The sequence below is a fragment of the Kitasatospora sp. HPM-01-4 genome, assembly GCF_051374625.1.
GTDB lineage: Bacteria > Actinomycetota > Actinomycetes > Streptomycetales > Streptomycetaceae > Kitasatospora.
This window is the reverse complement of sequence record NZ_JBPQGP010000005.1, coordinates 5,127,200-5,152,333: the sequence shown is the minus strand read 5'-3', so window position 1 is coordinate 5,152,333 and position 25,134 is coordinate 5,127,200. Positions and strand designations below refer to the sequence as shown.

Annotated in this window: 17 protein-coding genes and 1 riboswitch; of the genes, 2 read left to right on the top strand and 15 right to left on the bottom strand. The window is 73.2% G+C overall.

Translation table 11 applies throughout. The features are described from left to right. The 7 genes from ACSMTC_RS22425 to ACSMTC_RS22395 form a co-directional block, all read right to left on the bottom strand. A complete protein-coding gene (locus ACSMTC_RS22425) occupies nt 1-1,371 on the bottom strand; it encodes an NAD(P)/FAD-dependent oxidoreductase (RefSeq protein ID WP_436561503.1) in 1,371 nt (456 codons plus the stop codon). Nucleotides 1,372-1,829: 458 nt separating this feature from the next. Then, the gene (locus ACSMTC_RS22420) at nt 1,830-2,768 is read right to left on the bottom strand and encodes a Ppx/GppA phosphatase family protein (protein WP_436561502.1); all 939 of its coding nucleotides are present in this window, start codon (nt 2,766-2,768) and stop codon (nt 1,830-1,832) included. Beyond that, nucleotides 2,765-3,400 carry a DUF501 domain-containing protein gene (locus ACSMTC_RS22415; protein WP_436561501.1) on the bottom strand — a complete coding sequence of 212 codons (636 nt, stop codon included), beginning with the start codon at nt 3,398-3,400 and terminating at the stop codon, nt 2,765-2,767. Before ACSMTC_RS22415 ends, ACSMTC_RS22420 begins: the two co-directional genes overlap by 4 nt. A 16-nt stretch (nt 3,401-3,416) precedes the next feature. Beyond that, nucleotides 3,417-3,893, bottom strand: coding sequence for an FtsB family cell division protein (locus ACSMTC_RS22410; protein ID WP_436561500.1), 477 nt, complete (start codon nt 3,891-3,893; stop codon nt 3,417-3,419). A gap of 216 nt (nt 3,894-4,109) precedes the next feature. Further along, the gene (gene eno / locus ACSMTC_RS22405; protein ID WP_436561499.1) at nt 4,110-5,396 is read right to left on the bottom strand and encodes a phosphopyruvate hydratase; all 1,287 of its coding nucleotides are present in this window, start codon (nt 5,394-5,396) and stop codon (nt 4,110-4,112) included. A 242-nt stretch (nt 5,397-5,638) separates the two neighbouring features. Further along, nucleotides 5,639-6,493 (bottom strand): transglycosylase family protein, encoded by an 855-nt coding sequence (locus ACSMTC_RS22400; protein WP_436561498.1) that lies wholly within the window; start codon nt 6,491-6,493, stop codon nt 5,639-5,641. A 4-nt stretch (nt 6,494-6,497) separates the two neighbouring features. Next, a riboswitch (cyclic di-AMP (ydaO/yuaA leader) is annotated at nt 6,498-6,679 on the bottom strand. 311 nt (nt 6,680-6,990) lie between these two features. After that, entirely contained in the window at nt 6,991-8,244 is a 1,254-nt protein-coding gene (locus tag ACSMTC_RS22395) for a cytochrome P450 family protein (protein WP_436561497.1), read from the bottom strand. 329 nt (nt 8,245-8,573) lie between these two features. On the opposite strand from ACSMTC_RS22395, the gene ACSMTC_RS22390 reads away from it, so the two are divergent. Further along, nucleotides 8,574-8,990: an SDR family NAD(P)-dependent oxidoreductase gene (locus tag ACSMTC_RS22390; protein ID WP_436561496.1), complete on the top strand. Its 417-nt coding sequence runs from the start codon at nt 8,574-8,576 to the stop codon at nt 8,988-8,990. A 136-nt stretch (nt 8,991-9,126) separates the two neighbouring features. Here the strand turns inward: ACSMTC_RS22390 and ACSMTC_RS22385 are convergent, their stop codons facing one another. The 5 genes from ACSMTC_RS22385 to ACSMTC_RS22365 form a co-directional block, all read right to left on the bottom strand. After that, nucleotides 9,127-10,125 (bottom strand): nucleoside triphosphate pyrophosphohydrolase, encoded by a 999-nt coding sequence (locus ACSMTC_RS22385; RefSeq protein WP_436561495.1) that lies wholly within the window; start codon nt 10,123-10,125, stop codon nt 9,127-9,129. Nucleotides 10,126-10,312: 187 nt separating this feature from the next. Then, on the bottom strand, nt 10,313-10,957 hold the full coding sequence (locus ACSMTC_RS22380; protein ID WP_436561494.1) for a SurA N-terminal domain-containing protein: 645 nt from the start codon (nt 10,955-10,957) through the stop codon (nt 10,313-10,315). A gap of 166 nt (nt 10,958-11,123) precedes the next feature. Beyond that, nucleotides 11,124-12,962, bottom strand: a complete 1,839-nt coding sequence (locus ACSMTC_RS22375; protein WP_436561493.1) for a protein kinase domain-containing protein — start codon at nt 12,960-12,962, stop codon at nt 11,124-11,126. After that, complete coding sequence (locus ACSMTC_RS22370) at nt 12,959-13,495, bottom strand: hypothetical protein (protein WP_436561492.1); 537 nt, start codon at nt 13,493-13,495, stop codon at nt 12,959-12,961. The genes ACSMTC_RS22375 and ACSMTC_RS22370 overlap by 4 nt, the downstream gene beginning before the upstream one ends. A 152-nt stretch (nt 13,496-13,647) precedes the next feature. Beyond that, the gene (locus tag ACSMTC_RS22365; RefSeq protein ID WP_436561491.1) at nt 13,648-15,801 is read right to left on the bottom strand and encodes an N-6 DNA methylase; all 2,154 of its coding nucleotides are present in this window, start codon (nt 15,799-15,801) and stop codon (nt 13,648-13,650) included. Between the two features lie 205 nt (nt 15,802-16,006). Here ACSMTC_RS22365 and ACSMTC_RS22360 point away from each other — a divergent pair, with 205 nt between their 5' ends. Next, on the top strand, nt 16,007-16,600 hold the full coding sequence (locus ACSMTC_RS22360) for a DUF4352 domain-containing protein (protein ID WP_436561490.1): 594 nt from the start codon (nt 16,007-16,009) through the stop codon (nt 16,598-16,600). 145 nt (nt 16,601-16,745) lie between these two features. Here ACSMTC_RS22360 and mfd read toward each other — a convergent pair whose 3' ends face one another. The 3 genes from mfd to ACSMTC_RS22345 form a co-directional block, all read right to left on the bottom strand. Next, entirely contained in the window at nt 16,746-20,369 is a 3,624-nt protein-coding gene (mfd, locus tag ACSMTC_RS22355; protein WP_436561489.1) for a transcription-repair coupling factor, read from the bottom strand. 589 nt (nt 20,370-20,958) lie between these two features. Further along, nucleotides 20,959-22,176 (bottom strand): coiled-coil domain-containing protein, encoded by a 1,218-nt coding sequence (locus ACSMTC_RS22350; RefSeq protein ID WP_436561488.1) that lies wholly within the window; start codon nt 22,174-22,176, stop codon nt 20,959-20,961. A 342-nt stretch (nt 22,177-22,518) separates the two neighbouring features. Next, nucleotides 22,519-25,113, bottom strand: a complete 2,595-nt coding sequence (locus tag ACSMTC_RS22345; protein ID WP_436561487.1) for an SUKH-4 family immunity protein — start codon at nt 25,111-25,113, stop codon at nt 22,519-22,521. Nucleotides 25,114-25,134: the final 21 nt, after the last annotated feature.

The window sequence follows — 25,134 nt, the reverse complement described above, 5'->3', positions numbered from 1 at the left end:
TTACTTGCTGTTCGCGAGTTCCTTCTCGGCGGGCTTGGCGGCCTCGACGGGCTTGGGGGCGGGGCCCGCTGCCTCCTGGAAGGCGCTGAACGGCCTCTCCATCTCGGACAGACCAACCGTCTCGCGCTTCAGGAACATCGCCAGAGTCCAGTCGGTGAAGACCCGGATCTTGCGGTTCATGGTCGGGACCATGGCGCCGTGGTACAGGCGGTGGAACCACCAGGCCGGACGGCCCTTCAGCTTGTACTTGCCGAAGAGGATCGCCACACCCTTGTGCAGGCCCAGACCGGCGACCGCACCGAGGTTCTTGTGCTTGTACTCCGCCTGCGGGAAGCCGCGCATGCCGGCCACCACGTTGTCACCGAGGACGACGGCCTGGCGGCACGCGTGCTGGGCGTTCGGCGGGCACCAGGCGCCCTCGCCGGCGGCGAGGTCCGGCACCTGGGCGTTGTCGCCGGCGGCCCAGACGTAGTCGAAGCCCTGGACCTGCAGGGTCGGCGCGGTGTCCACGTGGCCGCGCGGGCCGAGCGGCAGGCCGAAGTTGGACAGCACCGGGTTGGGCTTGACGCCCGCCGTCCACACGATGGTGGAGGCGTCGACCTCGACGCCGTTCTTCAGCACCACGTGCTGGTCGACGCAGGAGTCCATCGAGGTCTCGATGAAGACCTCGATGTTGCGCTCTTCGAGCTTCTCCTTGGTCCACAGACCGAGGTCCGGGCCCACCTCGGGGAGGATGCGGTTGGCCGCCTCCACCATGATGAAGCGCATGTCGTCGCGGCTGACGGTCTTGTAGATCTTGGCCGCGTCGCGGGCCATGTCCTCGATCTCCGCGATCGTCTCGACACCGGCGAAGCCACCGCCGATGACGACGAAGGTCAGCGCCTTGCGGCGGACCGCCTCGTCCGTGGTGGACTCGGCCTTGTCCAGCTGCGACATGACGTGGTTGCGGAGGCTGATGGCCTCCTCGACCGTCTTCATGCCGATGCCGTGCTCGGCGAGACCCGGGATCGGGAAGGTGCGGGAGACCGAGCCGGTGGCCACGACCAGGTAGTCGAAGGGCAGCTCGTAGGAGTCGCCGGCCGCGGGCTGGATGGTGGCGACCTTGCGGGCGTGGTCCACACCGGTCACAGAACCGGTGAGCACCTCCGCCTTCTTCAGGGCCGTGCGCAGCGGCGCGACGAGGTTTCGAGGCGCGACGTTGCCGCCGGCCGCCTCCGGGAGGAAGGGCAGGTACGTCATGTACGACCGCGGGTCGACGACCGTGACGGTCGCCTCTCCGTAGCGCATCTTCTTGAGGATGCGCATCGCGGCATACAGGCCGACGTAACCACCGCCGACAATGAGGATGCGAGGACGCTCCGTGGTGCTCATATCCGAAAGTATCCAGCACCGTTCGGCGGACCTTTCGTGAGGCCCGTCACAGCCGTCTGGACACCGTCTGCTACACTACGCGGCCCCGTCCGGCCGGATCTGATGCCCCGTCACACCCCTGTCACGCACACGGCGAGCACCTTGGCACGGACGGTACTCCTGAGCAGCAACGATCCTTGTGACACCAGGGTTCCCGCGCGCCATTTCGATTTCACCGGCCAGTCAGGAGCGCCGCCTGCGATCCAGCGAGCCGGCCGGCGAGTCGACCTTCGGTCTCGCATAACGGACGTAGCGGGCAGCGGAGTGCGACGAAAGACTGGATCGCCATGTGAAGAAATTCACGAAGTTTTTTCCGGAACTCCCTCCGGACAACCGGCCCCGGGCCCGCCGAGGGCGTCCCGGGGCCGGTTCGGTAAGGGGTCAGCAGGCTGACCGCTCCCGACAGCCGTGCCCGGCGGTCAGGCGATGCTCCAGGCGATGCCGTCCAGGATGTCGTGCTCACTGACGACCACCTCGGCGGCGCCCGTCCGCTCCATGATCTCCAGCAGCACCAGGGCACCGGCCGCGATCACGTCCACCCGGCCCGGGTGGATGACCGGGTTGGCGGCGCGCTGCTCGTGGGTGGAGCTCAGCAGCCGGCCGGTCACCTCGCGGACGGCCTCGACCGACAGCCGGGAGTGGTGGATCGCCGCGGAGTCGTACTCCGGCAGGCCGAGGGCGATCCCGGCCACCGTGGTGACGGTGCCCGCGAGGCCGACCAGGGTCGCCGCCCGGTCCAGCGGGACCACCTCGGCGGCCCGGTCCAGCGCGGCCCGGATGTCCGCCTGGGCGGCCGAGATCTGATTCAGCGTCGGCAGCTCGGTGCCGGCGAAGTGCCGCTCGGCGATCCGGACGCAGCCGACGTCCACCGACCGGGCCGCCTCGACGTCCTCGTGGCCCAGGACGAACTCGGTGGAGCCGCCGCCCAGGTCGAAGACCAGGTACGGGGCCTCGAAGGCACCGCCGGTCAGCTCCTTGGTGGCACCGACGAAGGAGAGGTGGGCCTCCTCGTCACCGCTGATCACCCTGGGCTCGACGCCCAGGATCTCCCGGACGCCCTCGGTGAACTCCTCGGCGTTCTCGGCGTCCCGCGAGGCGCTGGTGGCAGCTATCCGGATCCGGTCCGGGCCGACCCCGTGCTCCGCGATGACCGCGGCGTACTCCCGGCAGGCGGCGAAGGTGCGCTCCAGTGCCTCGGGCGCCAGTCGGCCGGTCCGGTCCACACCCTGGCCGAGCCGGTTGATGATCATCCGGCGGTCGCGGTCGGCGATCGCACCGGTCTCGGGGTCGAGATCGGCGATCAGCAGGCGGATCGAGTTGGTGCCGCAGTCGATCGCGGCGACCCGGGTGGCGGTCATTCACTCTCCTCGTCGGCCTTGCGCTTCTTCTCGGCGCGCTCGGTGGTCTTCTGCTGCTTGGCGGCGATGACCGCGGCGTGGTCCTCCACCTCCGCGCGCTGGGCGGCCACCCTGGCCGCGCTCTCGGCGACCTCGGCCTCGCTCACGCACGGGCCCTTGGCCCACCAGTCCTCCAGCATCCCGAGCGCCTCGTCGCCGAGCGGGTTGACGCCGGGACCGGCCGCCAGCGCATGGCCGGCCAGCACGTGCAGGCACTTCACCCGGTCCGGCATACCGCCGGCGCTCGGGAAGCCCTCCAGCACCTCGATGGCGTCCCGGCGGGCGATGTAGTCCTCGTGCGCCTTCTGGTAGGCGGCGGCCAGCTCGGGGTCCTCGGCGAGGCGGGCGGTCTGCTCCTTCATCACACCGTCCGCCTCCAGGGTGCCGATCAGCGAGGCGGCCTTGGGGCAGGTCAGGTAGTAGAGGGTCGGGAACGGCGTGCCGTCCGGCAGCCGGGGCGCCGTCTCCACGACGTCCGGGTTGCCGCAGGGGCAGCGGTGCGCCACGGCCCGCAGGCCTCGCGGCACACGGCCGAGCTGGGCCGCGATGGCGGCGACGTCGTGGTCGGAAACGGAAGGGTTCTCAGAGGTCATGGCGGTGCTGCTGTCTCTAGCGAGGGGCGGTGGACGGGGCGGCGGTGGGAGTGGCGGCGGGCGCTGCGGCCACGACAGGCGCGTCGGCCAGTGCGACCGAGGCCCAGACACTGGTGTACCAGGGCACGCCGGACCGGGCGGCCGGACCGGCCGCCACCGCGCCCGGTGCGGACTGTTCGGTGGCGGGCGGGCTCGGGTCGACCGAGACGAACGGCGCCTCACCCGGCAGCGCGTAGTGCAGCCGCTCGCGGGCCTGCGCCTTGACGAACTCCGGGTCCTGCCAGCGGGCCCGCTCCGTGCGGAGCTTCTCCACCTGCTGGGTGGCGCGCTCGGCCTTGGCGCGCTGCGCGTTGATCTCCGAGCGCTGCGCGATGAACTGACGGGTGGGGTAGGCGAGGATCGCCACCAGCGAGCAGAGCACCAGGACGAGCACCGTGGCCCTGCTGGTGAACCGTGGCCGCCCGGCGATCCCGGGGATCTTCCACCTCGCCATGTACCCCTCCCGTCGGCACCGCGCGCCGGTGCCCCGCCGCCCAACCCTACGGGGTCGGGCTGCGGGGCACCGATCACGAGCCGTACGTGTCAGACCTCGTCCGGCCGGACGTACGTGTCAGCCTCGTACTCGCCGCGTCTGCCGGTCCGCGGAGCGGCTGTACCGGCCACTCCGTGGGGCGGCCGTGCTGACTACTCCGCGGAGCGGCTGTGCTGACTATTCCGCAGAGCGGAAGCGCGGGAAGGCCGAACGACCCGCGTAGTCGGCGGCGTCGTCGAGGATCTCCTCGATGCGCAGCAGCTGGTTGTACTTGGCGACGCGCTCGGAGCGGGCCGGGGCACCGGTCTTGATCTGGCCGCAGTTGGTGGCGACGGCCAGGTCGGCGATGGTGACGTCCTCGGTCTCGCCGGAGCGGTGCGACATCATGCAGCGGTAGCCGTTGCGCTGGGCCAGCTCGACGGCGTCCAGGGTCTCGGTCAGCGAACCGATCTGGTTGACCTTCACCAGCAGCGCGTTGGCGGTGCCGGTCTCGATGCCCTTGGCCAGGCGGGCCGGGTTGGTGACGAACAGGTCGTCACCGACCAGCTGGACCTTGTCGCCGAGGCGGTCGGTCATGGCCTTCCAGCCGTCCCAGTCCTCCTCGTTCAGCGGGTCCTCGATGGAGACCAGCGGGTAGTTGGCGACCAGGTCGGCGTAGTAGTCGATCAGCTCGGACGCGGAGAGCGCCTTGCCCTCGAACTGGTAGGCGCCGTCCTTGTAGAACTCGGTGGCGGCGACGTCCAGGGCCAGGGCGATGTCCTTGCCCGGGGTGTAGCCGGCCTTCTTGATGGCCTCGGTGATGAGGTCCAGGGCCTCGCGGTTGGAGTCCAGGTTCGGGGCGAAGCCGCCCTCGTCGCCCAGGCCGGTGGACAGACCGCGGTCCTTCAGCACGGCCTTGAGGGTGTGGTAGACCTCGACGCCCCAGCGGACGGCCTCGGAGAACGACTCGGCGCCGATCGGCGCGATCATGAACTCCTGGATGTCGACGTTGGAGTCCGCGTGCGAACCGCCGTTGAGGATGTTCATCATCGGAACGGGCAGCACGTGCGCGTTCGGGCCGCCGAGGTAGCGGAACAGCGGCAGGTCGCTGGCCTCGGAGGCGGCGTGCGCCACGGCGAGGGAGACGCCCAGGATGGCGTTGGCGCCGAGCGAGGACTTGTCCGGGGTGGCGTCCAGGTCGAGCATGGCCTGGTCGATCAGGCGCTGCTCGGTGGCGTCGTAGCCGACCAGCTCCGGGCCGATCTGCTCGATGACGGCGAGGACGGCCTTCTCCACGCCCTTGCCGAAGTAGCGGCTCTTGTCGCCGTCACGAAGCTCCAGGGCCTCGAAGGCACCGGTGGAGGCGCCGGACGGGACAGCGGCACGGCCGGTGCTGCCGTCGTCGAGGCCGACCTCGACCTCGACCGTGGGGTTGCCGCGCGAGTCGAGAATCTCACGGGCTACGACGACATCAATGGACGGCACGAGGCATCTCCTAGCGGAAGCAGGTCCAGCGGACAGGGGGTGCGGTCTGCGGACGGTTGCGGAGTCGTTACGACCAGAGCCTAACCGCACCGGGCCGCCGGGCCACGCTGCCCTTGGTCCCGTCTCATCGTGTGGCCGCTCTACTCGCCGGTAGTTCACCTGAATGATGACAGGGAGGCGACGAGGGCGGACGGGGCCGTTCCCGCGACGGCTGCGGAAACGGCCCCTCATGCCGCCGGGGGTCAGCCCAGCTTCAGCACCTGGCCGGGGAGGATCAGGTTGGCGTCGCCTCCGATGGTGGCGCTGTTGCTCTCGTAGAGGTGCTGCCAGCCGCCGGAGAGGTGCTGGGCCTGGGCGATGCCCGACAGGGTGTCACCCTCCTTGACGGTGTAGCCGCCGGTGGCCGCGCTCTGCGTGGTGGCGGCGGCCGGGGCCGCGGCCGGGGCCGGGCTCTGGGCCGGGGCCTTGGCGGCGGCACCGCCGGCGAACTGGTTGTAGATGCTCTGGTGGCTGGTCCAGTACCAGCCGCCGTTCTTCTGGTACCAGTACTTGCCGGAGGCGGCGTCGTAACCGGCCTTGCCCGGGAAGGACGGGGTGGCGCTCTGCGGCGAAGTGTCCTGCGAGGACTGCTTCTTGTAGCTCTTGGCGCTGCTCTGGCCGCCGGAGGAGCCGGACTTGGAGCCGCTGTGGCTGCCGGTGTCGACGTCGGCGGCGGAACCGCCCCTGGCCAGACCGGCCTTGACCGAGCAGACCGGCCAGGCGCCGGGACCCTGCGAGGCGAGGACCTTCTCCGCGATCGCGATCTGCTGACCCTTGGTCGCCTGGTTGGCCTGGCCGGCGTACTGGCCGCCGCCGTACGCCTTCCACGTGCTGGAGGTGAACTGGAGGCCGCCGTAGAAGCCGTTGCCGGTGTTGATGCTCCAGTCGCCGCCGCTCTCGCAGTCCGCGACCTTGTCCCAGGTCGTCACGGAGGCGGCGTGTGCGCCGGTGGCGGTGAGCAGCGGCAGCGCGAGACCGACGCCGGCCACACCGGCCGCGGCGATGGCCTTCTCGGTCTGGGTCTTGCGACGATGACGGCCCGAACCGGTGAACAGCATGAAGGTGTCCTCTCCGCACGCCTGCGAGGTGAGCTGTCGGGTTCGGACCGGGAGGTTGGCCCGGCCGCGGCGGGCGGGACAGGAGTGCCTCCTGCCCTGCTGACGCGGCTTCACCCCAAGCCGTGAGAACGGCGGAATAACCTGGGTCCCCCGCCCTTGCCCAAGGGTTCTGGTCGGTGTCCCGAAGCGCGGCGGGCAAGGTTTGGCGTTCCTCGCAGCGGGGTTCGCAGTGCGAACTCCACGGAGACTACGCATACCTTCGTATCAATCACAAGCTCATATCCCGTACATCACACGGGAATTACAGTCAGTTTATGTATGCCTACAAACGGTGCAACTTTGTCCGGTTTGATGCGTATTCAGAGGTTCCCAAATCGGACTAACCCGACACTCCGTCAGCCCGACACGCCCGGTTTGCCGGGTGTCCGGAAGTCCCTGGACGCCATGTGGCACATCTCACCGAAATCCTGAGAATGACGGCCGGATTACGGGGAAGATCAGCCCTGCCGCGCGGTAAATGAAACCGGGAGTTCGCGCAGGCCACGCATGATGAGACCGCCGCGCCAGCGCAGTTCGGCGGGATCCGCGGCGAGCCGGAGATCCGGCAGCCGGGTCAGCAGGGTCGCCAGTGCCCGCTGGCCCTCGAGCCGGGCCAGCGGCGCGCCGATGCAGTAGTGGATGCCGTGGCCGAACCCCAGATGCGGGTTGTCCTTCCGCGCCAGATCGAGCGTGTTCTCCTCGGCGAACCTGGCCGGATCGCGGTCCGCGGCCGCCAGCACCACCAGCACCGGGTCGCCGGCCGGGATCTCCACCCCGCCGATGCTCAGCGGACGGGTCGCGAACCGCCAGGTGGCCAGCTCCACCGGGCCGTCGTAGCGCAGCAGTTCCTCCACCCCGGTGGCCAGCAGCTCCTGCTCGCCGCGCCCGATCGACTCCTGCAGCAGGGCCAGCTGCCCGGGGTTGCGCAGCAGTGCGTACACACCGTTGCCGATCAGGTTGACGGTGGTCTCGAAGCCGGCGAAGAGGAGGATGAAGGCCATCGCGGCGGCCTCGTTCTCGGTCAGGTGCTCGCCGTGGTCGCTGGCCCGGATCAGACCGGAGATCAGGTCGTCCCCGAGGTCGGCCCGCTTGCGGTGGATCAGCTCGGCCAGGTACGAACGCATCCGCTTCACCGCCCGGCCCACACCGCCGCGCTGGCCGCCGTGGTGCCGGATCATCATGCCGGCCCAGTCCCGGAAGTCGTCCTGGTCCTCTGGAGGGACGCCCAGCAGGTCGCAGATCGCGTAGATGGGGAGCGGGAAGGCGAACTCGTGGATCAGGTCGGCCGAACCGCGCCCGGCGAAGCCGTCGATCAGCCGGTCCGTCAGCTGTTGCACCCTCGGCTCGAACTCGGCCACCCGGCGCGGGGTGAACGCCTTCGACACCAGCCGCCGCAGCCGGGTGTGGTCCGGCGGGTCGATGTTCAGCAGGTGGGTCATCAGGTCCGCCTGCCGCTCCCCCGGGATGCCGACCCGGCCGCTGCGGTGCGCCTGCTCGCTGTGGTGGGCGGGGTTTTTGGACAGTCTGCTGTCGGCCAGCGCCTGCCGGGCGTCCGCGTACCGGGTGACCAGCCAGGCCTCCACCCCGCTGGGCAGCGTGGTGCGGTGCACCGGGCTGTGCTCGCGCAGCCAGGCGTACGCGGGATAGGGGTCGGCGGCGAACTCCCAGGTGAAGAGTGCGGGCTGCGGGGTGGATTCGGGCGTTTCCGGCATGTCACGACGGTATCCGGCGGCGGGCGGGCGGCTCCACGCGGGCGGACGGCGCCTGAGCGGCGGTGGGTCGGCGTCCCGACGGAAGGTGGACAGGGGACGGACAGGGGGCCGTGGGGCTGTCGGTAGGGGGCGCGAGGATGACAGGGTCGTGACGTCCGGATAACGCCGCTGGCGGGCGTACCGGTCCGCCCTCTCAGGAGTGAGCCTGGTCACCTGCCGGGTAATGAGTGTCGCGGAGGGTCGAGCAGTGCCTACGATCCTCCGCAATGACTCTGATGGACGGCAGTGCGGGGCCGTCCACGGGGTGCGGCTCTAAGGAGGAGCAGGCCATGCGAGTAGCCGGGGCAGTGGTGGTCATCGCGGTACTCGAAGGCGGGTCCGGGGACGGGCTGGCCCGCCGGTTCGCCGCTGCGGGTGCCGCCGGGATCCTGGTCGCCGACCTGCGCGCCGGTGTCGCCGAGGACCTCGCCGCCGAACTCGACCGGCCCGGCTGCCCGGTGGTCGGCGTGTCCAGCGACATCCACCAGCCCAGCGACATCGCGGCGCTGGTGGGGACCGCCGCGAAGCACCTCGGCCCGATCGACCTGTTCTGCGTCTCCGGCCCCGACGGCGAGCGGATCGTCGCCCTCTGCGACCTGCCGGACCACCTCGACCCGCTGGCCGAACTCCTCGCCCTGGTGGGCGACGCCATCAGCGAGGTCGTCCCGGCCCAGCGCCGCCGCGTCGACCAGCCCCAGTCCGTCTGACCCTCCGGGCCCCGGTGCTCGGGAAGGGCACCGGGGCACTGCTCAGGGGTGCGGCCGGCTCGGTCGCCCCCTGCCGATGAAGGGGTGACCGCCCCTGCCGCTGACGGGCGAGTGCGCTCGGCCCCGAGGCGCGCCGTCAGTCGGTGGTGAGTCCCTCGGCGGCGCGCACGGCGCTGCGGTACGCACGGGCGGCCGCACGGAGGGCCGCGTCCACGTCGACCCCCGCGTCATGGGCCCGCTGGACGACGGCGAGGACCAGCGCTCCGGCCGACTCGGGCGTGAGCTCGGCTGGCAGCTCGTACGGCTCGTCCGGTACCCCCGTGAAGCCGGCCCGGCGGACCCGGGAGACCAGCTTGGCCGCGTACGCCAGTGCGGGCAGTCCGGCCGGCACCCCGTCCAGGACCGACTCGCGCTGCTTCTCGGCCGCCTTGAGCTGCTCCCAGTTGGCCTCGACCTGCGCCGTCCCGGACGCCTCGACGTCACCGAAGACATGCGGGTGGCGGTACATCAGCTTCTCGACGATGTCCCCGGCCACGTCGTCGATGGTGAACGGGTCCTCGGGGTGCTCCTCGGCGATCCTCGAGTGGAAGAACACCTGGAGCAGCACGTCCCCGAGCTCCTCGCGCAGGGTCTCCCGGTCGTCCTCCTCGATCGCCTCGACCAGCTCGAACGCCTCCTCCACCAGGTACTTCACCAGCGAGGCATGGGTCTGCTCGGCGTCCCAGGGGCAGCCGCCGGGCGAGCGCAGCCGGTCCATCACCGAGACCAGGTCGAGCAGCCTGGCACCGGGGAGGTCGTACGAACCGGGGAGGATCTCGATCTCCGGGGCCTTCCCCGCCTCCTCGACCGCGATCCGGGCCAGCGCGTCGGTCAGACCCGGATCGCCGTCCGGGCTGCCGAGCCAGACCGCCGGGGCCGCCTCGGTCAGCAACCGGGCCAGTGCCGGGGCGCTGTCCTGCCCGACCAGCTCCACCTCGACCCCGGCCTGGCGGAGTGCGGGCAGCTGCGGGTGCGCCGGATCGGCGGCCAGCACCCGGGCGGCCCCGCGCAGGGCTTCCCAGGCCGGCCAGGACAGCAGGCCGGGGGCGACTCGGTGGGTGGTGGTGAGCAGGATCAGCTTCGCGGTGTCGTCCACGCTCCGAACCTACCTGCTGGGCCGAGGGCCGGGCAGCCGACCAGGGCCCGCGCGAAACCGCGCGGAGCGGAGGGCGCCGGTGCCGTGCCCCCACCTTCGCGCGGTTCTTCGCGCCCCCGCCCGCCCCGGTCCCGTCCACGGGCCCGGCCGGAGCCCGGTACCGGAGCTCCGGGTGCCCGGGGCGGGCTCAGGCGGCGGCGGTGCGCTGCGGCAGCCAGTCCTCGGCGGTGTCGACCAGGGCGATCTGCTGCGGGTCCCAGGCGCCGTAGCGGGGGTTGACCACGATCCTCAGTTCCCGGCCGGCCGTGGCGAGGGCCCCGCGGACCACCGCGTCACCCTCCGCCGTCCTGGCGTCCTTGCCCTCGGCGGCGGCCAGCTTGTGGATACCGAGCTGCTGGCGGTAGAAGGCGTCGGTGTCCCCGCTGGTGACCCCCTGCTTGAGGAGCAGTTCCCGCTGGAGCTCGTCCTGACCTCCGAGCAGTTTCGCGTCGGAGTCCCGCGCCTGGGTGACCTCGGTCTCGGTGACATCCAGCCGGCGGTCGGACAGGGCCTGGTCGACGACCCGGTCGAGGACCAGGTCGGACACCGTGCGCTTGGTCAGCCCGGCGCGCTCGGTACGCGGCCCGCCGCCCTGGGCCAGGACCTCGTCCCGCAGCGCGGTCACCTTGGCCTCCACGGTCGCGATGGTGATCCGCTGCCCGCCGACCACGGCCGCCGCCCCCTGGTGCGCCGGACTGCCGCCGCAGGCGGTGAGGGCGGCCGCGGCGATCAGGACGCCGACGGCACCGGCGGCGGTACGGGTGCGGCGCTGGGCGGAGTTGGTACGGATCACGTGTGGCCTCCCGAACATGGGTGCCTCCGGGCCGGGGCGCGGAGGAACGGTGTGGCTGGTGCGGTGTCCGATGGTTCTCCTGGCAGGTACAGACAATAGGGAGCGGCACGACGCCTTGCCCAGACCTTGGGCCGAACGGGGTACGCCGGGTCGGTCGGACAGCCGCTCAGCGAACGCCAGTCCCGGGAACCGGCCCGGGCGCGGGCCACCCCGCCACCCGGGGATCGACGGCACGGGGATCGACGGCACGGGGATCGACGGCACGCGGGCCGGCCGTGGGCGGAGCGACCGGACCGGTCCCGGTACGGCGGGCGTTCAACTGGTCCAGGCTCTGCCGCAGGCGCCTGACGTCGGGATGGTGCGGCCCGAGCCGCCGCTCGCGGTCGAAGAGCAGTTGCAGCAGCCCCTGCCAGGCCTCCTCGACCTCACCCGCCGCTGCCGCCAACAGGCCGATGCGCTCGCGCAGTTCGAGGGCCGGCTCGGGATCGGTGTCCAGTCCGGCGTCCAGCCGGGCCTGGTACTCGGCCAGCAGCGCCTGGTACTCGGCGCGGGCCTCGGGCCCCTGCCCCAGGTGCTCAAGGCAGCCGGCGGCCTTCCGGCGCGCGTCGAGGGCCTCCGGGTGCCGCGCCCCGTACTCGGCCGCGACCGTGGCGGCGAGCACGCGGTACTCGGGCAGCGCCGCCCGGTACCGGCCCTCCTGGAGCAGGGTGCGGGCGTAGATCGCGCGGATGGTGCGCACCGGCGGTGCGGCGTCGCCGAGTTCGGCCCGCGCCCTCGGCAGCAGACGGGCGGCGAGGTCGATCACCTCGGCGTACCGGCGCGCCGTGACCAGGTCGGCGAGGTCGGCGCAGGCGGCGGTCAGGTCGGATTCGGCCTGCGGCGGCTGCGGCTGTGGCTGTGGCTGTGGCTGTGGCTGTGGCTGTGGCTGTGGCTGCGGCGCCAGCGGGACGGACCGCACCGGCTGGGGCTCCCGCCGCACCGGGCTCTGCGGGCCGGACGCCACCGGGGGCTTCGGCGGCACGGCCGAAGCCGGTGCGGGCACGGCCGGGACCGGTGCGGGCTGCGGCTGGTGCGGGTACCGGTACGGGCGGGTCGGATCGGGCAGCGGCACGTACCGGGGCTGCGGCGCACCGGCGGCCTCCGGCAGCAGCGGGAGCAGCCGGGCGTACACCTGCTGGACGCCGGCCGGCCGGTCGCCCGGCTGCTTGGCCAGCAGGTCGAGGACCAGCGCCTCCAGCGCGGCCGGGGTCTCGGGGCGCAACTCGCGCAGTGGGCAGGGCGGTTCGCCCAGGTGCCGGTGGAGCAGTCCGAGCGCGGTGGGTGCCCGGAACGGCGCCTCACCGGCGATCATCTCGTGCAGCATGCAGCCGAGCGCGTACAGGTCGCTGCGCGGGTCGGCCACGGTCGCCAGGGCCTGTTCCGGGGCCATGTACGCGGGGCTGCCGACCGGGACGCCGGTGAGCGTGAGCCGGGTCGCGTCGGCGTCCAGCGCGGTGGCGATGCCGAGGTCGAGCAGCACCACCCGGCCGTCCTCGCGGACCATCACATTGCTCGGCTTCAGGTCGCGGTGCACCACGGGGACGGCGTGCACCACGGCGAGGGCCGCACAGATCTGGGCGGCCACCGCGACCGCCCACCCGATCGGGAAGGGGTCCTCCTCGGCGATCAGGTCGGCGAGGCTCAGGCCCGGGATGCGCTGCATGACCAGGTACAGCTCGCCGTCCTGCTCACCCGCGTCGAAGACGGTCACCAGCCCGGGGTGGTCCAGCGCGGCGGTGATCCGGCACTCGCGCAGGAAGCGGCGGCGCAGCTCGTCGCCCCGGCTGCGGCGGTTCTCGGTGCCCGGCTCGGCCGTCGCCGCCAGCAGCAGGTCGGTGCGGAGCAGTTTGACGGCGACCCGGCGGTCCAGCCGCTCGTCGTAGGCGGCCCAGACCTGGCCCATACCGCCGTGGCCGATCTTCTCGGCGAGGCGGTAGCGGCCGTCGATGACGCGCGGCTCGCTCACGGGCGGGGCTCGCGGACCTGACGGCGCAGCAGTTCTCCGAGCTGCTGGAGGTCGTCGGCGGTCCGGGGCTCCGATGCGGGCGGCGGCGTGGGCGCGGGCGGCCGCGCGGCCCGGGGAAGCGGCGCGGAGAGCGGGAGCGTCGGATACAGGTGATCCGGCTGCGGTGCCACCGGGGCCGGTTGGGCGTCCTGCCGCCGGCGAGACCAGAGCGGCGGTGCGTCCATCACCAGGAAGTGCACCGGGGTGAGCAGCCAGAGCACGACGAGCGAGAGTCCGAGGACGGTGTTGACGGTGCTGTGGACCGGGTTCGGCGGAACGAGGCCGAGGCAGACGTAGGCGGTCAGTTGGACCGCTCCGAGGAACACCGCACCGAGGACGTCGACCGGGCTCCGGCGGCGGAGCGCCAGCAGCAGCGAGGGCACGACTCCGAGCAGTCCGAGGGTGAGCAGCGGGACCAGGCAGCACAGCAGCTTGCCCCGCCAGCCGTACGGTCCGCCGGCGGGCGGGCCGAACTGCCCGTACGGGTGTGCCATGTGCGCTCCTGGGCGGGATGGTGAAGGCTCCGTGGACGAAAGTGCGTTCCCCACACGGTACCGCCCGCAACCACTCCCGAAGCAGGCCTCGTTGACCGCCTGATACGGCTTCAGATCATCTGGGAAGCTACTCCTTTCTGCCCCCAAAGGCCCTATTCGACCGTCAGGTTGCCCGTCGCGAGGCCGTCGGTGAGGCCCTGGGCGAGGCGGTGGGCGAGGATCGCGGCCTGGTCGAGAGAGGCCTCGAAGGCCGCGATGCGGCGGTAGGCGGCGCCGAGTCCGCGCTGGTGGTCGATCGGGAGGCGGGGCAGCTCGGCGCGGCGGATGTCCAGTCGCGCGGTGGTGGAGGCATGGCTGGCGGCCCGCCGGGCGACATGGGTGGAGCGCAGCTGTCCGGCCAGGAACTCGGGGTCCAGCAGCGCCGGTTCGGGCCGCAGCGCGTGGATCTGCCGACCGAGGGCCACGCCGTCCAGCGGCCCGCCCGCCTCGACGACCCGGGCGACACCCGGCCCCAGCGCGGGCACCAGGACGTCTCCCGGCCGGGTGGTGAACGGCGGCCGCCCGGCGTCCAGCAGCGCGCTGGGCGCCGTACCGGCGATCAGGTCGCCATCGGTCAGCAGGGCGATGCCCGACCCGCCGTCGCCGCCCGGGCGGCTCGGCGCCCCCTGGCCGGAGGAGTACACCTCGACGGCCCCGGCCCGGGCGAGTTCCCCCACGGTGACGGCGCTGGCGGGCCGCGCCGGACCGGCGGCGGCGACGGCGGGCAACAGGGCTGCCGGGTCGCCGAGTTCACCGAGCAGCTCGGTGAGCCTGCCCCGCAGGTGGAGCAGGCCCTCCGGGCCGCCCGAGGGGACCGGCGGCGGGAGGTGCCGGGCGGGCGAGAGGTCGGTCTCGTCGTCGAGCAGGTCGATCGCGGCGACCACTCGCCGCACGCCCGGGCGGTCCGCCGGGAGCGGTGTGCCCGCCGTGGCGGCGGCGTCGAAGGCCCGCCAGGCGTCCAGCACGGTGCGGTGCAGCTCCGGCCAGTTGATCCGGTCGCGGCCGCCCTCGCCGGCCGCCTGCCCGGCCCCGGCGTCGAGCAGCAGCACCTGCCGGAAGCCGTCCCCGGGCCGGGGGCCGCGCAGCACCCACAGGTGCAGCGGCACCCCGTACGGCGGGGCGGCCCCGGCCGGGAGGGCGATCACGGCGCGCAGCGCCCCGGAGCGCAGCAGTTCGGCCCTCAGCCGGCGGCCGGCCCGGCGGGAGGCGACGGTGGGGGGCAGCAGCAGGGCGGCGAGGCCGCCGGGACGGGTGTGCGCCAGGCAGTGCAGGACCCAGGCGAGTTCGGACTCCCCGCGCGGCGGCACCTGCAGACTTCCCCAGCGGCTGTCGTACTGCAGCTCGTCGTGGCCCCAGTCGCGTTCGTTGTAGGGCGGCTGGCAGAGCACGGCGTCCACGGCGAGCCCGGGGTGGGCGTCGGCCCGCAGGGTGTCGCCCGGGCGCAGGTCCAGGGCGAGGGGTGCCGCGCCGCCGTCGGGTGCGTGCAGGGCGAGGCGGAGCAGGGCCAGCGCGGTGAGCACGGGGTCGAGCTCCTGGCCGTACCGGGTGGCGGTGGGCGGCACGGCGAGCAGCAGTGCGCCGAGGCCGCAGGCCGGGTCCAGCACGCTGCCGGGGCCGCCCTCCCCTCCCGCCGCCAGGGCGGCGAGCAGCCGGGCGGCCTCGGGCGGGGTGGGGCTGAGCTGGCGGGTGTTGGCCTCGGCGTGGCGGGCCAGCAGCTGTTCGTACACCGCGGCCGGACGGGCCACGGCGTCGGCGCCCGTCGTCGGCTCCGGCCGCTGCTCCGCCACGAGCCGGGCGAGCTGCCGGGCCAGGTCGAGCTCGGTGCTGCCGTACAGCGCCGGCAGGGCGAGCAGGGCGGCGCCCGCCGGCCCGAGCAGCCGGGCGGCGAGGTGGTTCAGGGTGCGCGGCAGGGCGGTGGCGAGCCGGGTCTCGGGCTCGCCCGCCAGGGCGTCCCAGCCCGCGGGCTCATGGCGGAGCAGCAGCAGGAAGGCGCCGGCGCCGATCAGCGGTGCGGCGGGGTGCCCGGCCGGATCGCGGAGGGTTTCGAGCCGGCGCCAGGTCTGCTCCAGCAGCGGCAGTTCGGCGAGTTTGCCCTGCGCGCGCAGCCACTCCTCGACCTGGTCCAGGCGGAAGGTCGGACTGCTGTCGCTGCCGCCGGCCGGACGCGGGAAGTCGGGGTGCCGTCGGCGCCAGTTGCTGACGGCGGCGCGGCCGACCCCCGCCAGTCGGGCGATCTCGACGGCGGTCACCTCGGGACGGTCCGGCATCTGAGGCTCCTTCTGGCGGCAAGGCACGGCTGTGGCCACACAGCATAGCCACGCCGCCCAAATCCATCGTTCACACGTGAACAGAGAGGTTTCATGAAACGCCGTTGACATTGTTCACAGTTGAGTGGTGTGATCTGGTCATCGCCGAAAGCGGCAGCCGCCGCAGCGAAGCCGAAGCAGCCCTCACCGCATGGGAGTTCACGTCATGGCCAGTACCGCCACCGCCGTTCGCCGCAGCGCCGCCCTCCTGCTGGGCGCCGGCCTGGTCGTCCTCGGCGCCACCGCCTGCACCTCGACCGGCTCCTCGGTCTCCACCGAGGCCAAGCAGACCTCCGCCGCCGCACCGGCGGGTGCGGACAAGAAGTCGGACGCCCCGGCCGCCGCCAAGGTCGGCGACACCATCTCGCTCAAGGGCTTCGACAAGGCGAACACCGCAGACGTCACGGTGGTCAAGATCGTCGACAGCCCGGAGGGCGCGGACGAGTTCACCAAGCCGGAGGACGGCAAGCGCTTCGTCGCCGTCCAGTTCAAGATCAACGCCACCGGCACCAAGGCCTACAGCGACTCCCCGGCCAACGGCGCCAAGCTGCTCGACGGCCAGGGCCAGTCCTTCAGCCCGACGTTCTCCGAGACCAAGGCCGGCCCGGGCTTCTCGGGGGGCACCGCCGACATCGCCCCCGGCGAGAGCGGCATGGGCTTCATCACCTTCGAGGTCCCCAAGGACACCAGGATCGCGAAGGTCCAGTTCGGCCTCGACAGCGGCATGGCCCCGCAGACCGGCCAGTGGACCGTCGCCTGAACCGCCGCGCCGGGCACGGACCGAGCCTCCGCGTCGGGAAGGGACCGAGCCCTCGCGCCGGGAAGGGACCGAGCCGCCGGGCACGAAAGAGGGCGGTCTCAGGCCCGGCTGAGCCTGAGACCGCCGAACGACCGGCCGACGACCGCTACTTCCTCGCGCCCGCCAGGTCGTCGAACATCGTGGTGAGGAACTCGGTGCACCAGCTGAGCAGTTCCCGCCCGACCAGCGGCTTGCCGCCGATCCGGCCGGTGCTCGGCCTGGGCACCAGCACCTGCTCGGCCGCCGCCTTCACCTGGCTGCGCGGGTAGAGCCGGTTCAGCCGCAGCTGCTGCGACTCCCGCAGCGAGACCGGGCCGAAGCGCACGTTCGCCCCCTGCAGGGTGATGTCGGCGACGCCGCAGCGGCGCGCGAACAGCCGCAGGCCTGCCACCAGCAGCAGGTTCTCCACCGGCTCGGGCAGCTTGCCGTAGCGGTCGGTGAGCTCCTCGCGGACCTGGACGATGTCCTCCTCCGAGTTCACCGCCGCGATCGACCGGTACGCCTGCAGGCGCAGCCGCTCACCGGGTGCGTAGTCGTGCGGCACATGGGCGTCCACGGGCAGCTCGATCTTCACCTCCAGCGGCTCCTCCTCCGGCTCCGCGCCGCCGGCCAGCGACTCGCGGAACTCGGCCACCGCCTCGCCGACCATCCGCATGTAGAGGTCGAAGCCGACCCCCGCGATGTGCCCGGACTGCTCGCCGCCGAGCAGGTTGCCCGCGCCGCGGATCTCCAGGTCCTTCATCGCCACGTACATACCGGCACCCATCTCGGTGTGCTGGGCGATGGTGGCCAGGCGCTCGTGCGCGGTCTCGGTGAGCGGCTTCTCCGGCGGGTACAGCATGTACGCGTAGCCGCGTTCGCGCCCACGGCCGACCCGGCCGCGCAGCTGGTGCAGCTGGGAGAGGCCGAAGGTGTCGCCGCGCTCCACGATCAGGGTGTTGGCGTTGGAGATGTCGATGCCCGACTCGACGATCGTGGTGGAGACCAGGACGTCGAACTCCTTCTCCCAGAAGTCGACGACCACCTTCTCGAGCTGGGTCTCCCCCATCTGCCCGTGCGCGGTGGCGATCCGCGCCTCGGGCACCAGGTCCTTCAGCCGGGCGGCGGCCTTGTCGATCGTCTCCACCCGGTTGTGGATGTAGAACACCTGGCCCTCGCGCAGGAGTTCACGCCGGATCGCCGCCGAGATCTGCTTCTCGTCGTACGGTCCGACGAAGGTCAGCACCGGGTGCCGCTCCTCGGGCGGGGTGGTGATGGTGGACATCTCCCGGATCCCGGTGACCGCCATCTCCAGGGTGCGCGGGATCGGCGTCGCGGACATGGTCAGCACGTCCACGTTGGCCCGCAGCTTCTTCAGCTGCTCCTTGTGCTCGACGCCGAAGCGCTGCTCCTCGTCCACGATGACCAGGCCGAGGTCCTTGAACCTGGTCTCGCTGGAGAACAGCCGGTGGGTGCCGATGACCACGTCCACCGAGCCGTCGCGCAGCCCCTCCAGGACCGCCTTGGCCTCGGTGTCGGTCTGGAACCGCGACAGCGCCCGTACGTTGACCGGGAAGTTGGCGTAGCGCTCGGCGAAGGTGGAGAAGTGCTGCTGCACCAGCAGCGTGGTCGGCACCAGCACCGCCACCTGCTTGCCGTCCTGCACCGCCTTGAACGCGGCTCTCACGGCGATCTCGGTCTTGCCGTAGCCGACGTCGCCGCAGATCAGCCGGTCCATCGGGACGGACTTCTCCATGTCCGTCTTGACCTCGGCGATGGTGGTGAGCTGGTCGGGCGTCTCCGCGTACGGGAAGGCGTCCTCCAGCTCCCGCTGCCAGGGGCTGTCCTGGCCGAAGGCGTGGCCGGGGGCCGCCATCCGCGCCGAGTACAGCTTGATCAGGTCGGCGGCGATCTCCTTGACCGCCTTCTTGGCGCGCTGCTTGGTCTTCGCCCAGTCCGCGCCGCCGAGCCGGTGCAGCGTCGGGGCCTCGCCGCCGACGTACTTGGTCACCTGGTCCAGCTGGTCGGTCGGCACGAAGAGCCGGTCGCCGGGGTGGCCGCGCTTGGCCGGGGCGTACTCCAGCACCAGGTACTCGCGGGTCGCGCCCTGGACGGTGCGCTGCACCATCTCCACGTACCTGCCGACGCCGTGCGCCTCGTGGACCACGTAGTCGCCGGCCTGCAGGGCGAGCGGGTCGATGGCGTTGCGGCGGCGGGACGGCATCCGGCGCATGTCCTTGGTGGAGGACTTCTGGCCGGACAGATCGGTCTCGGTGACGACGGTCAGCCTGAGGTTCTCGTCCACGAAACCGTGCTCGATCGAGCCGCAGGAGACGTAGACGACGTCCCGGGTCGGCGCCTCGGCGAGGTCGGCGACCAGCCGGGCCGGAATGCCCTCGTTGCCGAGCACCTCGGCCAGCCGGACGGCCGGGCCGTGGCCCTCGGTCACCATGACGACCCGCCAGTCGGCACTCAGCCGCTCCTTGGCGTCGGCGATCGCCCGGGCGGTGTCGCCCCGGTACGCCTCCACCGCGTGCATGCCGAGGGTGAGCGTGTTGGCATCCGCCTCCAGCACCTCGCTCATCGAGGAGTCACTGGTGGCGAAGGGGCTGACGGACCACCAGGGCAGCCCGATCTCGGCCGCGTGCTCGCGCACGTCCGCCAGCGACCAGAGCGAGGCGGCCGAGACGTCGATCATCTCCAGGTCGATCGGCCGGTCCCCGCCGGCCGCCGCCGCCACCCAGGAGGCCTGCAGGAACTCCTGGCTGGTCGCCACCAGGTCGGCCGCCCTGGTCCGGACCCGCTCGGGATCGCACACCACGGCCACCGAGCCCGACGGCAGCACGTCGAGGAGCAGCTCCATGTCGTCGACCAGGACGGGCGCCAGCGACTCCATGCCCTCCACCGCGATGCCCTGGGCGATCTTGTCCAGGATCTCGGCCAGCGCGGGGTGCTCCTGCGACAGCGCCCCCGCCCGCGAGCGGACCTCGTCGGTGAGCAGCAGCTCGCGGCAGGGCGGCGCCCACAGACCGTGCTCGGCGATCTCCAGCGACCGCTGGTCGGCCACCTTGAAGTACCGGATCTCCTCGACGTCGTCGCCCCAGAACTCCACCCGAAGCGGGTGCTCCTCGGTCGGCGGGAAGACGTCCAGGATGCCGCCGCGCACCGCGAACTCGCCGCGCTTCTCGACCAGTTCGACCCTGGCGTAGGCGGCGGCCGACAGCCTGCGGGCCACCTCCTCCAGGTCGTGCTGCTCACCGCGCTGCAGCGCCACCGGCTCCAGCTCGGCCAGCCCCTTCACCTGCGGCTGCAGCACCGAGCGCACCGGCGCCACGATCACCTGGACCGGGCCCGCCGCCGGGTCGTCGGCCCGCGGGTGGACGATCCGGCGCAGCACCGCCAGCCGTCGGCCGACCGTGTCCGAACGCGGCGACAGCCGCTCGTGCGGCAGCGTCTCCCAGGCGGGGAACTCGGCCACCGCGTCCGGCGGCAGCAGCGAACGCAGGCTGGCCGCCAGGTCCTCGGCCTCCCGGCCGGTGGCCGTCACGGCGAGCACCGGCCGGCCCTGGTCACCAGCCTTCGCCGCCAGCGACCGGGCGAGCGCGGCGATCGCGAACGGACGCGCGGCCGGTGGCCCGACCAGGTCGAGATGGGACCTGCCCCCCGCGGTGGTACCGGCGGCCGCGGCCTCGATCGCCTCGGCGAGCGCGGCATCCCGTACGACGACATCGAGCAGTCCGGACAGGCTCATACGAGTCTCTTCTTCGTCCCGTGGCTGGAGTGCCCAGGCGCCGGACGACCGGCCGGGCAACACGAACGGCCCGGCACGCGGCGCGCCCGGGGGAACTCCAGCCTACGCCGCGGCGCCGACGCGCACGCGAAGAGCACCACCGAGGCCCATCGCGATCATGCAGCGGAGATCACACGAACTGGACATACTCCTGTCACTGCCTGTCCATGGTGGTCGCGCAGGATTGAGTTCGTGCCCGCCGCACCCAACCGTGGGGGATGGAGGCGGTGGCCACCGACGCACCCCGATGGGGGTCGGGAGTGCGTGGCCGGGCGACCCTGGGTGGGGGCGCCCGCGCCCATTCGCCGGGAGTCGTGGCGCCCTGTCCTGGAGGGCGCCACGAGTCCTGGCCCGTCGTGACGGCCCTTGCGTCCGGATGGGACGAGCCCGCCGTGGAACTCCGAACGGCTTGAGGACGAGGGCGGGCGCATCAGCGCGCCGCGGCCGGCCCGCCGAGAGCGGCACGGCTTTCGAGATCTTCCGTCCCGCACCGCCGCGGCCCGAGCCGGTGGCCCGGGCCGCGGCGGGAGGGGTTCTGACGCCGGTGCGCCTAGCGCCGGTGCACGACCTGGCTCGGGTACTCCGCACCGTCGTCGACGATCACGATCTTCGGGACGATCCGCCTCTCCTCCGGCGCCGGGGCGGCCGGCTCGGCGGGGGCGGGGGCGAGGGCCGGGGCGGAGGCGGCCTGCGGCGCAGCGCTCGGCCGCGGCGGTACGGGGGCGAGCGCCCGCAGCGCGGTGGTGGGGTTCTCGGCGGTGGCCGGCAGCCTGAGCTCCCGGGTCTCGTGCGCCCCGTCCGGCTCCGGGGCCGGGCGAGCCGGTTCGACGGCGGCCCGCTGCGGCGCGGGGGCGGCCTCCAGCGCCCGTACGGCCGCGGCACCCTCGACGGCGCCGACCGCCGCACCGGTCAGCGCGGCCAGCGTCCGCTTGATGTGGTCCAGGTGCAGCTGCACCTGCTCGTGCCGGGCGGCGTACTCGCGCTGCTCGCGCTCGCTGGCCGCCTGGATCAGTTCGGCCTCCCGGCGCGCCTCGGCGACCAGCCGCTCGGCGATGGCCTGGGCCTCCGCGTCGGTGACCCGGATCTGTGCGAGTACCTCCTCGCGGTGCTGCTCGGCCTCCCTGAGCCGGCGCTCCGCCATGGCGGAGATCTTCTCGTCCTCGACGTCCGCCTTGGCCTCGGCGGCGGAGAACATCTCGTCCGCGCGGCGGCGCAGTTCGGCCAGCTTGGCCTCGGCCCGCTCCTCCGCCTCGGCCGCGCTCACCCGGACCTTGGCGGCCTCCGCCGTGGCGATGTCCCGGATGCTGCGGGCGTCCCGGTCGGCCTCCGCGCGGATCCGCTCGGCCTCGGCGCTGGTGCTCTCCGCGGTGTGGCGGGCGAAGGTGTCGGCCTCGCCGCGGGTGGTGGTGGAGAACTCGCGGGACTCGGTGGCGGCCCGCTGCCCGGCCTCGTACGCGTTGTTCCTGGCCTCCTCGGCGGCGCGCTCGGCGGCCTCCTGGATCGCCTGCGACTCGGCCTCGGCGATGGCCATCAGCCGGGCGGCCTGGTCGCTGAGCACGTGGTAGTCGGGCTCGGGGGCGTCGGCGGCGGCCTGGACGATGTCCTCGAGCCGCTTCTCCATCTCGCGGATCCCGGCGCCGAGCACACTGAGCCGCTCCCACGCCCGGTCCCGCTCCGATGTCAGGGACAGCAGTGCCCGCTCGACCTGGTCGGGCGCGTAACCGCGCCGGGTCAGCATGAACCCGTGCTGGGAGACGGCGTCGCTCATGGGCTCTTCCCCTCGTGCTCGCGGGCTGCGCAGCCCATGGTCGGACGTGAACAAGGACGGGACCGGTCGGCCCGTCCTCTTGACCTATTTTGCGCGGATACGGAGGAAACCCAAACAGGACAGCGCCACTCGACCGCGTGAACGGGTACCCCGATCAGTCCCGTTCCGCTTGCTCGAAACCTCCCGTGCATCGCGCATGACCAGTAAGGACGTTCGGCGGTCGGCTCCTGGTTCCCCGGCCCCGGCCGGCCTCACCGGAATGTCCGGTTCTCCTCCTGGCCCGCCGGACGCGTACGGGCCGTGCCGGCGCGCCGGCACGGCCCGTACGAGGGTCCGCGAGGATCAGAGGATCCCGTCCCAGAACTGTTCGAGCAGCACTCCCCACCAGGTCTCCGGCGACTGCAGGGCCGCCGGGTCGATGGCGAGCAGCTGGGCCTGGAAGTCGGTGGTCCACCGGCCCGCCTGCTCCGGGGTGAGGCCGTAGCGCAGGCGCCACATCCGGCCGAGCAGGGCCAGGCTGCGGACGAACTCCGGGACCCCGGAGTTGACGAAGCGCACCGGCTCGCCGCCCGGCTCCATCTCGACCGAGATCACCGCGGCCGTGCCGTACTGCACGCAGAGCTGGCGGCCGTAGTCACTGCCGAGCACCAGGTAGCCGCCGAAGTCCGGACCGGTCGGCAGTCCGCGCTCGGCGGCCAGCTCCGCCAGGGTCGGGATCGGCCTGCCCTCCTGGGCGTGGGCCCAGAAGAACGGCGCGAAGTCGCGCGGCAGCCCGGCCCACACCAGGGTCTGCGCCACCGCCTCGGGCACGCCCTGCCTGGAGACCGCCCGCTGCTCGAAGCGGAACACCCCCGGACCGAAGGCCTGCCCGAGCTCGCCCGCGAGCTGCTGCGGGGCGAGCGGCGGCAGCTGCGGAACGCTGCCGGGCGGCGGCAGCGGCGCGCGGACCGGCCGCGGGCGCTGCGGCGCGGCGGCCAGCTGGTGCAGCTGGTCGACGTGGTCGACCAGCACCGCCATGCCCGCCTGCCGCGACTGGTGGTCCCGGCCGTAGGGGGCGGTGTGGCTGAGCCGGACATTCGGCCAGGAGGCACGCGCCATCCGGGCGCAGTAGCCGCCGGGCACGTCGCACAGCTCCAGGTCGGTGTGGAGTTCGAGCACCTGGTCCGGCGGGACGTTGAGCCGGCGCAGCTCGTGCAGCGCCTTCCACTCCGGGTGCGGGGTGCCCGGCTCGCTGCGGAGGATCAGCTTCTGCTCGGAGCCGTCCGGGCCCCGGTAGCTGACCACGGCCGCCGTGCCGGGCCCGATCGACGGCACACCGGGGGCACCGCCCGGCGCACCCGCCACCGGGGGCGCGCTCTGGACCGGCACGGCCGGGGCCGGCGGGGGTACGGCAGGCCCGGGCGCACCGGCCACGGGGTAGCCGTAGCCGACACCCGGCACCGGAGCGGGCCCGGGCGGCGACGGCGGCACACCGGGCGCCCCCTGAGGCACCGGCGCACCGGCCACGGGGTAGCCGTACCCGACACCCGGCACCGGAGCGGGCCCGGGCGGCGACGGCGGCACACCGGGCGCCCCCTGAGGCACCGGCGCATTGGGCATCACGGGAACACCGGCGCCGTTCGGCACACCGGGCGGCGGAACGGCCGGGCCGCCGTGCGGCGGCGTGCCGTGCCCCGGAGGCGGCATCTCGATCGCCTGGGCCAGCTGGGTCGCCTCGTACGCGATGCCCGCCGCAGCCGGGTTCGGCGCCGCGGGGGCGGCGGGCCGCTGGGCTCCCCCGCCGAGCAGTTCGGCGGGCGGCGGGGGCGGCGGCGCGGTCGGCATCGAACGGCCGCCGGGCCCGGCCTGTGCCGGGACGCCCGCGGCGGGCCGCAGTTCGGCGGGCGGAGGCGGCGGAGGCGCACTCGGCCCCCGCCCCCCGGCCGCCGGGCCGGGCTGGGCGGCGGACGGACCGCGCAGCTCGGCGGGCGGCGGAGGCGGCGGCGCGGTCGGCGCCGAACGGCCGGCCGGCCCTGCGGACGGGGCCTCGGTCGCCCCCGGCCCGCCGGGAACCCCCGGGGCACCGGGCAGACCCATCAGGCCCGGTGCACCGTCGGTCGCGAGCATCGTGGGCGCGTACTCGATCCCCGGGCCACCGGCGGCGGGAGCTTGGGAGGGCATCGGCGGCGTGGACTGGAGCGCGGGCTCACCCGGCGCGCCGTCCGGGGCCGGGTGGTCACCGGGCAGCACACCGCCGGCGTACGGGATGGGGGCTCCCGCCATCGGCACGGGGGCTTGCGGGAACGGTGGCGCGCCCGCTGCCGGGACGCCGGGCACCGGGGTACCAGGCACCGGGACGCCGGGCACCGGGGTACCGGGCGCCATGGCGGCCATGGGCTCGGACGGGCCCAGCATCGTCGGGGCGTCGCCCGCCGGACGGTCCGAGACGGGCGGCGCGGTCAGCCGCACCGGCTGCGCGGGCGGCGGCACGGGGAGCGCGCCGAAACCGGCGTCAGCGGCGGCACCGGCCGCCCCGTCGAGGTGCGCGGCCTCCGCCGCGATCGCCGCCTGACCTGCCTCCTCAAGCCACTGCGGAGGAGTGAGCAGGAAGGAGGTCGCCTCGACCGCCCCCTGGACGGGCTTGGCCGCACCCGCCGGGTTGGGGGCGCTCTGCCCGCCGTACTGCTCCTCGTACAGGCGGACCACCTCGTTGACGGGCAGCGGCGGCCAGAGCGTGCTGGCCCCGCCCTCCCGGGCGATCACCATCCGGATCTCCGTACCCGGACCGACCGGTCCGGCCGGTCCGCCGGCGGTGTCGGACGGGGCGGCCGCCCGGTCCTCCGCCCAGCAGACGAAGCCCAGGTCGAACTCCCGTACCCGGACCTCGCGCTGCTGCGAGCGCGGCACCCCGCCGTTGATCCAGTCGTCGGCCAGTTCCTGCGCCTGCGCGTACGTCACCACGCCAGGTCCACCCCTTCA

What these genes read in the sequence shown, in the direction of transcription:
- ACSMTC_RS22390 (WP_436561496.1), top strand. Translation starts at nt 8,574, where the DNA reads ATGCGAGTAGCCGGGGCAGTGGTGGTCATCGCGGTACTCGAAGGCGGG.
- mfd (WP_436561489.1), bottom strand. Translation starts at nt 20,369, where the DNA reads ATGAGCCTGTCCGGACTGCTCGATGTCGTCGTACGGGATGCCGCGCTC.
- ACSMTC_RS22370 (WP_436561492.1), bottom strand. Translation starts at nt 13,495, where the DNA reads ATGGCACACCCGTACGGGCAGTTCGGCCCGCCCGCCGGCGGACCGTAC.
- ACSMTC_RS22350 (WP_436561488.1), bottom strand. Translation starts at nt 22,176, where the DNA reads ATGAGCGACGCCGTCTCCCAGCACGGGTTCATGCTGACCCGGCGCGGT.
- ACSMTC_RS22420 (WP_436561502.1), bottom strand. Translation starts at nt 2,768, where the DNA reads ATGACCGCCACCCGGGTCGCCGCGATCGACTGCGGCACCAACTCGATC.
- ACSMTC_RS22400 (WP_436561498.1), bottom strand. Translation starts at nt 6,493, where the DNA reads ATGCTGTTCACCGGTTCGGGCCGTCATCGTCGCAAGACCCAGACCGAG.
- ACSMTC_RS22425 (WP_436561503.1), bottom strand. Translation starts at nt 1,371, where the DNA reads ATGAGCACCACGGAGCGTCCTCGCATCCTCATTGTCGGCGGTGGTTAC.
- ACSMTC_RS22395 (WP_436561497.1), bottom strand. Translation starts at nt 8,244, where the DNA reads ATGCCGGAAACGCCCGAATCCACCCCGCAGCCCGCACTCTTCACCTGG.
- ACSMTC_RS22360 (WP_436561490.1), top strand. Translation starts at nt 16,007, where the DNA reads ATGGCCAGTACCGCCACCGCCGTTCGCCGCAGCGCCGCCCTCCTGCTG.
- ACSMTC_RS22415 (WP_436561501.1), bottom strand. Translation starts at nt 3,400, where the DNA reads ATGACCTCTGAGAACCCTTCCGTTTCCGACCACGACGTCGCCGCCATC.
- ACSMTC_RS22410 (WP_436561500.1), bottom strand. Translation starts at nt 3,893, where the DNA reads ATGGCGAGGTGGAAGATCCCCGGGATCGCCGGGCGGCCACGGTTCACC.
- ACSMTC_RS22365 (WP_436561491.1), bottom strand. Translation starts at nt 15,801, where the DNA reads ATGCCGGACCGTCCCGAGGTGACCGCCGTCGAGATCGCCCGACTGGCG.